The 12,258-nt window shown below is 67.0% G+C and carries 10 protein-coding genes; 6 read left to right on the forward strand and 4 right to left on the reverse strand.

Annotated elements, in window-relative coordinates:
- Positions 1-106: 106 nt before the first annotated feature.
- Entirely contained in the window at positions 107-1,498 is a 1,392-nt protein-coding gene (locus tag EF294_RS12345; RefSeq protein ID WP_123930198.1) for an acyltransferase, read from the forward strand.
- A 67-nt stretch (positions 1,499-1,565) separates the two neighbouring features.
- Here EF294_RS12345 and EF294_RS12350 read toward each other — a convergent pair whose 3' ends face one another.
- The 3 genes from EF294_RS12350 to EF294_RS12360 all read right to left on the reverse strand — a co-directional run bounded on the left by EF294_RS12350 (position 1,566) and on the right by EF294_RS12360 (position 6,216).
- Complete coding sequence (locus tag EF294_RS12350) at positions 1,566-2,519, reverse strand: SGNH/GDSL hydrolase family protein (RefSeq protein WP_123930201.1); 954 nt, start codon at positions 2,517-2,519, stop codon at positions 1,566-1,568.
- 95 nt (positions 2,520-2,614) lie between these two features.
- Entirely contained in the window at positions 2,615-3,481 is an 867-nt protein-coding gene (locus tag EF294_RS12355) for an enoyl-CoA hydratase-related protein (RefSeq protein WP_123930204.1), read from the reverse strand.
- A gap of 191 nt (positions 3,482-3,672) precedes the next feature.
- A complete protein-coding gene (locus EF294_RS12360; protein WP_123930208.1) occupies positions 3,673-6,216 on the reverse strand; it encodes an ATP-dependent Clp protease ATP-binding subunit in 2,544 nt (847 codons plus the stop codon).
- A 453-nt stretch (positions 6,217-6,669) separates the two neighbouring features.
- On the opposite strand from EF294_RS12360, the gene EF294_RS12365 reads away from it, so the two are divergent.
- From EF294_RS12365 to EF294_RS12375, 3 genes are all read left to right on the forward strand, one after another.
- A complete protein-coding gene (locus EF294_RS12365) occupies positions 6,670-7,230 on the forward strand; it encodes an LppP/LprE family lipoprotein (protein ID WP_123930211.1) in 561 nt (186 codons plus the stop codon).
- Between the two features lie 107 nt (positions 7,231-7,337).
- A complete protein-coding gene (locus EF294_RS12370) occupies positions 7,338-7,865 on the forward strand; it encodes an RNA polymerase sigma factor (protein ID WP_123930213.1) in 528 nt (175 codons plus the stop codon).
- A complete protein-coding gene (locus tag EF294_RS12375) occupies positions 7,862-9,229 on the forward strand; it encodes a VOC family protein (RefSeq protein WP_123930216.1) in 1,368 nt (455 codons plus the stop codon). The genes EF294_RS12370 and EF294_RS12375 overlap by 4 nt, the downstream gene beginning before the upstream one ends.
- Here EF294_RS12375 and EF294_RS12380 read toward each other — a convergent pair.
- Positions 9,217-9,639, reverse strand: a complete 423-nt coding sequence (locus EF294_RS12380; RefSeq protein ID WP_123930219.1) for a winged helix-turn-helix transcriptional regulator — start codon at positions 9,637-9,639, stop codon at positions 9,217-9,219. The genes EF294_RS12375 and EF294_RS12380 overlap by 13 nt on opposite strands.
- Before the next feature lie 137 nt (positions 9,640-9,776).
- Here EF294_RS12380 and EF294_RS12385 point away from each other — a divergent pair, with 137 nt between their 5' ends.
- Together EF294_RS12385 and EF294_RS12390 are read left to right on the forward strand one after the other, a co-directional pair.
- On the forward strand, positions 9,777-10,646 hold the full coding sequence (locus EF294_RS12385) for an NmrA family NAD(P)-binding protein (RefSeq protein ID WP_123930222.1): 870 nt from the start codon (positions 9,777-9,779) through the stop codon (positions 10,644-10,646).
- Between the two features lie 49 nt (positions 10,647-10,695).
- A complete protein-coding gene (locus EF294_RS12390) occupies positions 10,696-12,003 on the forward strand; it encodes a hypothetical protein (protein WP_123930225.1) in 1,308 nt (435 codons plus the stop codon).
- The last annotated feature ends 255 nt before the right edge of the window (positions 12,004-12,258 follow it).

A 12,258-nucleotide genomic window follows, 5' to 3' on the forward strand; every position in this document is an offset into this window, starting at 1 on the left:
TCACCCACTGCGACGTGCGAAGAATTGGACGGAGGTTTTTCCGATCGTTACCGAACAGCCATCGACCGGTTCCCCGGCGTCTGCGAAACGTTCGGACGCCGATCCGGTGACCGTCCCCGTCGCAAGCGACGTCTCCCCGACGGATTCCGGCACCGAGCCGGCTGCCAAACCCGCCACACGCGACAAGCACCTCTACCAGATCGACTTCGTCCGACTGGTGACCTTCGGTGCGGTGATCCTCGACCACGTGATGCTCAGCGTCACCGCCCCGACCAGTGTCGCCGCAGGCGCCGTCGAGGTCTTCCTCCGCTACACCCGCTACAGCTTCTTCGCCCTGACCGGCTTCGTCCTCGGATACCAGTACCGCAACCGCGAGCTCAAGGCGATTCCGTTCTGGAAACGACGTTACAAGCTGATCGGCCTGCCCTTTCTCATGTGGAGCCTGTTCTACTGGTTCTACATCCGCTATCACTTCGGTGGCGTCAACGCGATCGTCAACGCGTGGAACAGTCTCGACGCCGCAGAGCGTTCGGTGAAATCGATCGTCTACGACCTCATCACCGGAAACGCCGCCTACCACCTGTACTTCCTGTCGGTGAGCATGCAGATCTATCTGGTGTTCCCGCTGATGCTGTGGATTCTTCGGCGCACCTGGGGTTTTCACCGCTACCTACTCGCCGCGAGCTTCATCTTCCAGATGGTGATGATGTACGCGATGGTGCGCTCACCCCTCTCCTTCTTCACGTGGGGTATCCAGGGCGAGGTCTGGAGCCACCTGGTGGTGACGATCTTCCCCTACCAATTCTTCATCCTCGCGGGCTGCGTGTCGGCCATGCACTATGAGGCCTTCGGTGCCTTCATCACACGGTGGCGTTGGCAGCTCATCGGTGTCGGCATCGTGGTGATCGTCGCGACCTGGCTCTACTACCTCTACATCGTCGACCGTGGCGAGGACCTGTTCCGGGCGACCAACGTCTTCATGCTCCACAACATGTGGGCGTTCATCGCGATCATCGTGATCCTGTACGGCCTCGGCACGCTCTGGCAGGAACGCCGTCACCCCGGCTCAATCCCCGACCGGTTCATGAAGACCGCCGCCGATCGCTCCTTCGCCATCTATCTCGCACACGTCCTGGCGATCTATGCCCTGCTCCCACAGATCGCCGACGAAGCCATCCCCGCCCTGCCGCGCGTCATCCTGGCGTACCTCGCCACGGTCGTGTTGACGGTATTCGTGGTGGAGACGTTGCGACGCAGCCCGATCAGTCTCATCACCACCGGACGCAATCGCATCGACTGGCGCTACCAGAACGCCGGACGGTCCGCGCTCGTCGGACTCGCCGGCATCGTCGTCGGCCTGATCGTCCGCCTCGGCTTCGGCTGGTGGGCGGGCAATCTGATCGCCGCAACCGGCGCCTTTCTGGTGTTCTCGATGGCGATCGTCTATTGGCACCAGGTCCGCCACCGCGACGCGGAGTACGTCGAAGAAGCGGTGTGACGCAGCGCGCGTCAGCCCATCACCGACGCAACGCGCCAGCCCATCACCGACGCAACGCGTCAGCCCATCACCGACGCAACGCGTCGACGATGAGGCGGGCGACGCCGGCCTTGCCGGAGGCGTCCGGGTGGTACGGCACGGGCAGCTCGAATCCGCGCAGCCACGGGTCGGGTGAGCACACGGTGTGCTCGGCGCCGAGCGGACCGGTGGTGACGAGCTCGGCACCGGAGATCTGCGCGGCTTCGGCGGTCACCTGGGCGAGCGCGTCGTACACCCGGATGGTCGACTCGATCTCCTCCGGCGTGAGTGCGAGTTTGGGACAGATCGGGCCACCGGCAACCACCACCGGTGGATAGTCGACGAGGACTATCCGCGCCGCGGGGGCGCGCATCCGAACGGCGAACACCGTCTCGATCATCTTCTGCTCGACGGCGGCATACTGTTCGAATCCGGGTTCGGGAGAGATGGGGCGGCCATGTCCGCACACCCGCTCGGCGATCTCCTTCACCGGGTCGGCGACAGAGTTCTTGCAGCCCATGGCAATCAGGCGCTGCACGTAACCGATGTCGTTGCCGCCGGTGGTGATCGTCACCAACGCCGTACCGGGGGTGACGGCGTCGATCTGGGGTTGCGACACGAACCGCTGTCGACGGTCCAGGATGTTCTCGGTCGTCGCCCCCGAACACGTCGCGTCGACCAGGCTCATGTTCAGCGCTTGAGCAACCTGGTGCGGATAGTTGTCCACGGTGCGCAGGCACCGGTTGCCGACCGAGTCCAGCCCGCCCGGGCCTGCGGCATAGGAACTCCCCAACGCCACATACTTCTGCGGTGCGGCGGCAGGCGAGACGGCGGTCTCGGGCTGGCGCTGCGCGGCGGTCTCGGGCTGGCGCTGCGCGGCGGTCTGCACCATCGTCGACTCAGCCGCCGACGGCACGCTCGCACTCCCGGAGAGTACGACGACGGCGGCGGCGACCAATGCGGCAACCGCCGTGGCGACACGGCCGAAACGTGCTCGAGACATCAAGGAACATTTTCACACACCGCGATGACAGGAAGCGTCAACGCCCCGTGTTGAATTGCCCACGTGGCGTGGACAAAAGCCGCGTTCGGGCGATTTCAGGAGAATATCTCCGGCAGCTCGGTCGCCACCGAATCGATGAAGGTCGGATCACGCTTCTCCAGAAACGACGTCACCCCCTCGGCGACGTCGGGCATCCGACCCCGCGCGTAGATCGCCGCGGAGTCCGCGTGATGGGCGTCGAGCGGGCTCGGCGCCCCCGCCATGCGCCACAGCAACTGCCGGGTCAGCGCGACCGATACCGGTGCGGTGCCCGCCGTCATCTCCCTGGCGGCGGCGATCGCCGCGTCGAGAACCTCATCGGGAGCAACAACCTGCTGCACCAGACCGGCCTCAAGCGCCTCGCCGGCGCCGACCATCTGCGCCCCCAACGTCCAGCGCAGCGCGGTCGGCAGTCCTACCAGGCGCGGTAGGAACCAAGTGGACGCCGCCTCCGGCACCAGTCCACGCTTGGTGAACACGAATCCGAAGCGGGCGTTCTCCGAGGCGATGCGGGCGTCGGCGGGCAGGGTCATGGTGACGCCGACGCCCGCGGACGGGCCATTGATCGCCATCACCACAGGCTTGAGCGAGGCGAAGATCCGCAGCGTCAGGCGGCCCCCAGAATCCGGCGGTACCTCACCGGGGTCCTTCTCCTCGAGCACGAATGTGGTTGCGCCAGCGGCGAGGTCGGCGCCGGCACAGAACGCCCGGCCGGCGCCGGTGATGACCACCGCACGCACCGAGTCGTCGGCGTCGGTCTCGTCGAAGGCCGCCTGGATCTGCTCACCCATCTCGAAGGTGAACGCATTGAGCCGATCCGGGCGGTTCAGGGTGATGACGGCGATCTCGTCGTGCCGGGTGACCGTGATGACCGGTTCGGGGGCCGCTTCGGTGTGACCCTGCGTTGCTGTTTCGGTGCTCACGGTGTGACGCCTCCGCTCGGTGATATACGACGACGCACCTGATGTTGCGCCGATCACCATTGTGGCGGTGTCCTCATGATGACCACACTCCGGGTTCGGCCCCCGCACCCACAGCCCTCGGCGGTGATGCCGACGCCCGCCGCTCCACAGAAGGAGTCGACGGGCGTCGTAGGTGTTGGCAGGCGGGCCGATCAACTCTCGCTGCCGGCGTCACCTGCCTTGCTCAGCTCGACCGGGGCGTCGGGCACCTCGCGCGGCTTCTGCGAGCCGGTGAAGGTGAAGGTGGCATCCTCGCCCTCGCCTTCGCCGTCCCAGTTGTCGACGTCGACCAGCACGATCTGTCCCGGCGCCAGTTCGTTGAACAGGATCTTCTCGCTCAATTGATCCTCGATCTCGCGCTGGATCGTGCGGCGCAGGGGACGGGCGCCGAGCACCGGGTCGAAGCCGCGCTTGGCCAGCAACGACTTGGCCCGATCGGTGAGCTCGATCGCCATGTCCTTGTTCTTGAGCTGCGTCTCGACGCGGTTGATCATCAGATCGACCATCTCGATGATCTCGTCCTTCGTCAGCTGGTGGAAGACGATGACGTCGTCGATACGGTTCAGGAACTCCGGGCGGAAGTGCTTCTTCAGCTCGTCGTTGACCTTGAGCTTCATCCGCTCGTAGTTCGACTTCGAGTCGGCACCCTTGCTGAAGCCCAGTCCCACGGCCTTCGAGATGTCGGAGGTGCCGAGGTTCGAGGTGAAGATCAGCACCGTATTTTTGAAGTCGACCGTGCGACCCTGACCATCGGTCAGTCGACCGTCCTCGAGAACCTGCAACAGGGTGTTGTAGATCTCCGAGTGAGCCTTCTCGATCTCGTCGAACAGGACCACCGAGAACGGCTTGCGGCGCACCTTCTCGGTGAGCTGGCCGCCCTCTTCGTAGCCGACGTAGCCGGGAGGGGCACCGAACAGGCGCGACGCGGTGAAGCGGTCGTGGAATTCGCCCATGTCGATCTGAATCAGGGCGTCGTCCTCGCCGAACAGGAAGTTCGCGAGCGCCTTGGACAGCTCGGTCTTACCCACACCGGACGGGCCGGCGAAGATGAACGAACCGGACGGGCGCTTGGGGTCCTTCAGACCCGCGCGGGTACGACGGATCGCCTTGGAGACGGCCTTGACCGCATCCTCCTGGCCGATGATCCGCTTGTGCAGCTCGTCCTCCATGCGGAGCAGACGCGTGGTCTCCTCCTCGGTGAGCTTGAACACCGGGATACCGGTCCAGTTGCCCAGCACCTCGGCGATCTGCTCGTCGTCAACCTCCGCCACGACATCCAGATCACCACTACGCCACTGCTTTTCACGTTCGGCGCGCTCGGCGACGAGTTGCTTCTCCTTGTCGCGCAGGCCGGCGGCCTTCTCGAAGTCCTGCGCGTCGATCGCACTTTCCTTCTCCTTGCGGGCGTCGGCGATGCGCTCGTCGAACTCGCGCAGGTCCGGCGGTGCGGTCATCCGGCGGATGCGCATCCGCGCGCCGGCCTCGTCGATCAGGTCGATCGCCTTGTCCGGCAGGAACCGGTCGTTGATGTAGCGGTCGGCCAAAGTGGCCGCGGCGACGAGCGCACCGTCGGTGATGGACACGCGGTGGTGGCTCTCGTAGCGGTCACGCAGACCCTTGAGGATCTCGATGGTGTGCTCCACCGACGGCTCACCGACCTGCACCGGCTGGAACCGGCGCTCGAGGGCGGCGTCCTTCTCGATGTACTTGCGGTACTCGTCGAGGGTCGTGGCGCCGATGGTCTGCAGCTCGCCGCGAGCCAGCTTCGGCTTGAGGATGCTGGCGGCGTCGATCGCACCCTCGGCCGCACCGGCACCGACGAGCGTATGCAGCTCGTCGATGAACAGGATGATGTCGCCGCGGGTGTTGATCTCCTTGAGGACCTTCTTGAGTCGTTCCTCGAAGTCGCCGCGATAGCGGCTGCCCGCCACCAAGGATCCGAGGTCGAGGGTGTAGAGCTGCTTGTCCTTGAGCGTCTCGGGCACCTTGCCGTTGACGATCGCCTGCGCGAGGCCCTCCACGACCGCGGTCTTGCCGACGCCGGGCTCGCCGATCAGCACCGGGTTGTTCTTAGTGCGGCGGGACAGCACCTGCATGACCCGCTCGATCTCCTTTTCGCGGCCGATGACGGGGTCGAGTTTGCCCTCGCTGGCAGCGGCGGTCAGATTCCTGCCGAACTGGTCGAGAACCAGCGACGTCGACGGGGTGCCGGACTCGCTTGACCGGCCACCCGTGCCGGCCTCCTGCGGCTCCTTGCCCTGGTAACCAGACAGCAGCTGGATGACCTGCTGGCGCACCCGGTTGAGGTCGGCGCCCAGCTTGACGAGCACCTGTGCGGCGACGCCCTCACCCTCGCGGATGAGGCCGAGGAGGATGTGCTCGGTGCCGATGTAATTGTGGCCGAGCTGCAGCGCCTCACGTAGCGAGAGCTCGAGGACCTTCTTGGCGCGCGGGGTGAACGGGATGTGCCCCGACGGCGCCTGCTGGCCCTGACCGATGATCTCCTCGACCTGACTACGGACACCTTCCAGGGAGATGCCGAGCGATTCGAGGGCCTTGGCGGCGACGCCTTCGCCCTCGTGGATCAGGCCGAGCAGAATGTGCTCGGTGCCGATGTAGTTGTGGTTGAGCATCCGCGCCTCTTCTTGGGCGAGCACGACAACCCGCCGAGCGCGGTCGGTGAACCGTTCGAACATTGTTCTCCCTCATTTCGCTTTCGCCCCGGCCGTCGTGGTTGTCCCGGTGATCGGAAACCGCGGGCGGTGACCGATGCGAGGCGACAACTGCGATGGTGTCGGGGTACACGACGACCAGCTTGCTTCCACTCTAGAGGTCGTGCGGTGTGCACCTGCAGTTAACGCCCACCAGAAGTCAACGTCATGCACACGTCGACGGGGGTCTGCGCGGTACAACTGCCCTGCACATCAGCATGTTCCACGATGCGCGGCGCCGCGCTACGCCGAGAGCGAACGACGCCGGGGGCCGCCCCTGTCGGTGTTCGGTCGAGCGCGCGGCGAGCCGCCGGGGTACCGCACCCGAATGACAACGGCTACGCCTGGCTAACGAGACCGGCGAAATTCGCGAACAGGCCACTACGGGACATCGCTCTCGAGGTCGGGACCTGACACCACCACCAGGAAGGCCACATCATGACCTCTGCTCGACGCTCTCCGTCCACCCGACCGCCGACCGGACTCCGGCGACTCCTCGTCCTGTGCCTCGCGGTGGCCGGCGTGCTCGCCGGCTCACTCTCGGCCACCGCCCTCGGGGCCGGCGACGCCGCGGCCGCCCCGCCCGGCAGTGGGCACGGGCTGTGTTTCGACCTCAACTCGGCCCTCGCCCGTGACTCGCTCACCAAGATCGGCCGAGACGTCAACGGCGGGAGTTGGGAACCTCACAGCGCGAGCACCAATCCCCTCTCCCGCGGCTGCAACCTCGACTGGATGCTGGTCAACGGCAATGGGGTCGGCGACGCCACCTACCAGTCGCGCGTCCTGCTCTTCCACCACGGCCGTTTCCTCGGCACCGTCGATCCGAGGCCGTACTCCTACACCTCCATCGCCGATTGGACGCGTGACCACGTCACCGTGAAGTATCGCTGGCTGCGCGCCGACGACCCGTTCTGCTGCGCGAGTGGCGGACCCACCTACGTCACCGCATTCCAGTTGGGCGGCAGGGTGATTCGTCTGGGATTCTTCCCGCCGGCCTGATCGGTGGGCGCGAGTGTCGCCGGTCGTGCCGTACGGGCACGGCCGGCGACACACCTTTTCTGCCCAACCGGCGTCGGGTTTGCGGTCCGGGCGACGACGATGAGGGTGTGAGTGGTGAAGACACCGGCCCCGAGGCCCTCCTCGAGGTCTACGGCACGGCTCTACCTGCGGTATACGGGTTCGTCGTGCGACGGTGCCCGGACCGACGGGTCGCCGAGGACGTCACATCGGAGACCTTTCTCGCCGCGATGGATTCGGTTCGTCGCGACGCCGACCTGACCCCGACGGTGCCCTGGCTGCTCGGGGTCGCCCGGCACAAGCTCGCCGACCACTGGCGACGGGCGCAACGGACGCCCGAGCCCATGCCGGACGTGCCCGATCCGCCGGGCGAGGATCTCGCCGAGGTCCATCTGGACCGGATGATCGCCCACCACACCCTGGCGCAGCTCACGCCCATCCACCGCTCGGTGCTCACGCTGCGCTACGTCGACGACCTTCCGGTCGCCGAATGCGCCGAGATCATGGGCCGCACCGTCGGTGCCACCGAGGCGCTGTTGACCCGGGCCAAGCGCGCCTTCCGCGCGGCCTACCCCGGCCAACCGGCCCGATCCACCCGGAAAGGAGGACGCGCATGAACCACGACGACGCCGAATTCCATTCGGCCCCAAACTCGTCCATCGGCGACCCGTTCGCCGTGTTGCGCGCCTCGGACACCCCCGGGTGGGACGCACCGGTGGCACCCGATCCCGCCTTCGCCGCCCGTCTCCGTGACCGACTCGAGCGCGGCGTCACCCTTCCGAAGGGAATCCTCATGTCCAACACCGCCATCACCGAGAGCGAAGCTGCCATCTCGGCACCCGCCGCGTCTGCCGTCGAACGCCCCGGCGCCCTGCCTTATCTCACGGTCCGCGGAGCGCGGCAAGCGATCGACTGGTACCGCGACAACCTGGGCGCGCGTCTACGGGGTGAACCGATTGTCATGGACGACAACCGAATCGGGCACGCCGAACTCGAGATCGGCGACGGCGTGCTCTACCTCGCCGACGAGTTCGCCGACATGGGTCTGCGCGCTCCGCAACCCGGGCACGTCTCGGTGAGCCTCATGCTGCCCGTCGCCGACACCGACGAGGCCCTGGCCCACGCACAGCGCGGTGGCGCCGCCGTCACCCGCGAACCCTACGACGCCCACGGCACGCGCTCGGCGACCATCATCGATCCCTTCGGACATCGGTGGATGCTGACCGGCCCCGCACGGACCGCACTGACTGCCGAACATGTCCGGGTCGGCGACATCGTCTACCTGTCGCTGCAGACGCCCGACCGTGAGCGGGCCGCCCGCTTCTACGGCGCGGTTCTCGGCTGGGAGTTCAACCCGGAAACCCGGCAGGTCACCAACATCGGCCATCGTCTCGGGATCTTCGACGGCAACGGCGACGGCGACGGCGACGGCGACGGAACGGCCGGGACCCTCTACTGCGTGTACGCCGTGGAGGACTTCGATCGGGCGCGCGCAGCCATCCTCGCCGCCGGCGGTCGAGCCGGCGAGATCAGCACCGTCGCGCGCGACGGATACCTCGTGATGGACGCCGTGGACGATCAGGGTGTCGCCTTCTCGGTCCACGTACCCGACCCCGGCGAGACCCGCGGGGAACAGCACCCTCGCACCCTCGGCGCGATGTCGTATCTCACCGTGCACACCCCGGACTCGGCCCGGTACCGCGATTTCTATGGCGCCGTGATGAATTGGCGGTTCACACCCGGTCGTATCGACGACGGCTGGGAGGTCGACGGGGTGCATCCGCAGATCGGGATCTCCGGGGGCGCGGATCGGTCCCTGGCCGAACCGATGTGGAACGTGGCCGATATCGACGAGGCCGTCGATAGGGTGCGCGCTGCCGGCGGAGCCGTGATCGAGGAGCCCAACCGTCAGGCCTACGGCGCGGTGGCGCGATGCACCGACGACCAGGGCGCGCGGTTCTACCTCGGTCAGTTGTTCTGACGGGTGGCGTCGTAGGCCTCGCGTGCCCGCTCGACCGCTGCGAGATTGCCTTGGACGAGGTGGATCAGGGCGCGCAATTGGGTCGCGGCGTCGCCACCCAGGTCAGTGAGCGAGTACTCGACCTTCGGTGGGATCGATTGCAGCACAGTACGTGTGACGAAACCATCGCGTTCGAGGTTGTGCAGCGTCTGCGAGAGCATCCGCTCGCTGACCCCGTCGACGCGGCGCCGTAACGCGCTGAACCGCAGGTCCCCCTCGGCCAGCGCCGCGAGCGCCAGCACACCCCATCGACTGGTCACGTTCTGCAGCACATCACGCGAACTGCAATCGCGGGCGAAGACGTCGGCCTCCAGAGTCGGATCGACAGCGACCGGGTCGGAGGCTGCGGAGCCGGGGGCGGCGGGGGTCATGGGAGCCATTCTAGGCGCATCGGGACGATGGTGCTAATCGTCACACATGTGCACGGTGACAGATATTGCACAGTAATAATAGTAAGTGCATCATGAGTGGGAAGCTTGCACTTCCCGTCACCTACCCAGGAGGAACCATGACCACCTACGCCGTCACCGGAGCAACCGGAGGACTCGGTAGTGCCGCCGTCGAGGCGTTGCTCGACCGGGGCGTCGCGGCAGGCGACGTGGTCGCCGTCGTCCGCAACCCGGAGAAGGCCGACGCACTGCGGTCTGCAGGCGTCGACGTCCGGGTCGCCGACTACGGCGACCCGACCGCGTTGCGCGCCGCCCTGACCGGCGTCGACCGTGTGCTGCTGGTCTCGGGCTCCGAGGTCGGGCAGCGAGTCTCGCAGCACCGCAACGTGATCGATGCCGCAGCAGAAGTCGGTGTCACCCTGATCGCCTACACCAGCATCCTGCGCGCCGACACCTCGCCACTGGCTCTGGCGACCGAACACGTCGCCACCGAGCGCGTACTCGCCGAGTCCGGCATCCCCACGGTGCTGCTGCGCAACGGCTGGTACTGGGAGAACTACCTGGCCGCGGCACCGCAGGCCATCGAGACCGGAGTCCTGTACGGGAGCGCCGGGAACGGGTCCGTCGCGGCGGCGTCGCGCCGGGACTACGCCGCCGCGGCGGCAACCGCCCTCGTCGAGGCCTCAGGTGGTGAGGTCTACGAGCTCGCCGGCGACGAGCACCCGACCTACGCACAGATCGCCGCAACACTTGCCGAGGTCAGCGGAAAACCGGTGCACTACACCGATATCCCCGAGTCCGACTACGCGGCGGCACTCACCGAGGCCGGTATTCCGGCACCGATGGCTGCGATCCTCGCCGACTCGGACGCCGGAGTCGCCCAGGGTGCGCTCGACTCCGACTCGACCGACCTCGCGACGCTCACCGGCCGGTCGTCCACACCTCTGGCCGAGGTGTTACGTGCGGGCTTGGGGTCGGTAACCGCCTGATCTGCATGTCGGTCTCCCCCACGCACGGCAGGAGTGATTGACTGTCGCCATGCGTGTGGGGAGCAAGGCGGGCCGTCGACTTCCGTTCGGTATCGGCACCGTCGTGGTCGTACTCGCCGCCGCGATGGTCGTGTGTGTGGGGGCAGTGCTGGCCATCGGCACACCCGATCGCCCGGCGACCGGCTACACCTACGGCCAGCTCCGTACTTACCCCGACCAGCCCGCCCTCGCGTGGACGGCATCGAGCCAGACCCTGCCCGATTACAGCTCCCGCGACCAGATCAAGGTGGTCGCCACCCGCGCCGACCGCTGGCTGCTGAGCTACCCGTCGGGTATCGGTCGCGCCTATGTGATGGTCGATCGCAGCGACGGACATCTGTTGTGGAAACATCCGCTGCGCGCGGGCACCGGGAGCTGCGGGATGACCGACGACGGCGTGGTCGGCTGCGCGGTCAACGCCAGCAGCGATCTCACACAAGGCTTCTACCTCGTCGACGAGGACGGCACCCCGTCCGGCCCGACCGCCCTCGATGACACGGCATCGGTTCTCGGCGCCGGATCGGACTTCGTCCGTATCTCCACCTCCGGCTACCGGGTGTCGATGGCCACCCCCGACGGCCACGAACTGTGGTCGCGCACCTTCGCCCGCGCTGCGAGCGCCGAGGTGCTCACCGACGGGCTGCTGCAGATCACCACCAGCGATGCGGGCCGGTTCATCGTCGATCCGCGCACCGGCGCCGACCGCCTTCATTGCACCGACTGCACGATCACCGCTTTCCCGACCGGCATCACCGTCGAGTACACCGACCCCGACCACCGCCTGCTCGAGACCTACGCCGTGACCGATGGCGTACTCGATCCCCGTCGCATCGCGCATGCCGCCCGGATGCGGGTGCTGCCCGGCCCGTCCACCTTACCGGTGCTGACCCAGACCGGGACCGCACAAATGGAGGCCATGCAGGGCACCTACGTCGTCGTCGACCCTGCCAAGCCGGGAGCGCTGTGGCAGATCTCCGACGTCGAGCTGTCCAAGGCGAACACCCGACCGTGCGGTACCGCGGTGGCGTTCGCATTGAAGAACCGGTCGCGGTCGATCTACTCCCTCACCGACGCCAAGCACCTCGGCTCGTTGCCCGCGCCGGGCTTCGACGACCCCGATGCGAACCTCGACAACCTCACCTGCATCGGGTCGAGTGGAGATCTCCTGATACTCGCCAGTACCAGCAGGATCAGTGCCCTCGACCCGTCAGCCGGCGGTTTTGCGTGGACGGTCGACGTGAACGGCCAGGTGAAGGACGTCGACGGGTTCCTCGTCGCCTTCGAGGGCAGCAGTATCCGGGTGTTCGCGCCACGCTGATCCGCCGGCCAGACACACTCGGCGAACTCTCCGCGGCCACACCCGAACCGGCCACAGCGAGTCACCCGGCACCGGCGACCGCATCGCCAACCCGCAGAACATCTACGACGCCGCGCTGGCCACCGAACGCTCACTGTGCGACGCCGGGCTGAGCCTGCGCATCCTGATCGTCCTCCTCGGGCTCCTGCTTGCGCTCGCCCTGCCAATGCAGCGCAGGCTGCACCGCGAGCCACCGACGGCGGCGGTCGTCCTGCC

The sequence above is a fragment of the Gordonia oryzae genome (genome assembly GCF_003797185.1).
Taxonomy (GTDB): domain Bacteria; phylum Actinomycetota; class Actinomycetes; order Mycobacteriales; family Mycobacteriaceae; genus Gordonia; species Gordonia oryzae.

Coding starts and splice junctions, on each gene's coding strand:
- EF294_RS12365 (WP_123930211.1), top strand. CDS start 6,670: ATGACCTCTGCTCGACGCTCTCCGTCCACCCGACCGCCGACCGGACTC.
- EF294_RS12390 (WP_123930225.1), top strand. CDS start 10,696: ATGCGTGTGGGGAGCAAGGCGGGCCGTCGACTTCCGTTCGGTATCGGC.
- EF294_RS12385 (WP_123930222.1), top strand. CDS start 9,777: ATGACCACCTACGCCGTCACCGGAGCAACCGGAGGACTCGGTAGTGCC.
- EF294_RS12360 (WP_123930208.1), bottom strand. CDS start 6,216: ATGTTCGAACGGTTCACCGACCGCGCTCGGCGGGTTGTCGTGCTCGCC.
- EF294_RS12375 (WP_123930216.1), top strand. CDS start 7,862: ATGAACCACGACGACGCCGAATTCCATTCGGCCCCAAACTCGTCCATC.
- EF294_RS12380 (WP_123930219.1), bottom strand. CDS start 9,639: ATGACCCCCGCCGCCCCCGGCTCCGCAGCCTCCGACCCGGTCGCTGTC.
- EF294_RS12350 (WP_123930201.1), bottom strand. CDS start 2,519: ATGTCTCGAGCACGTTTCGGCCGTGTCGCCACGGCGGTTGCCGCATTG.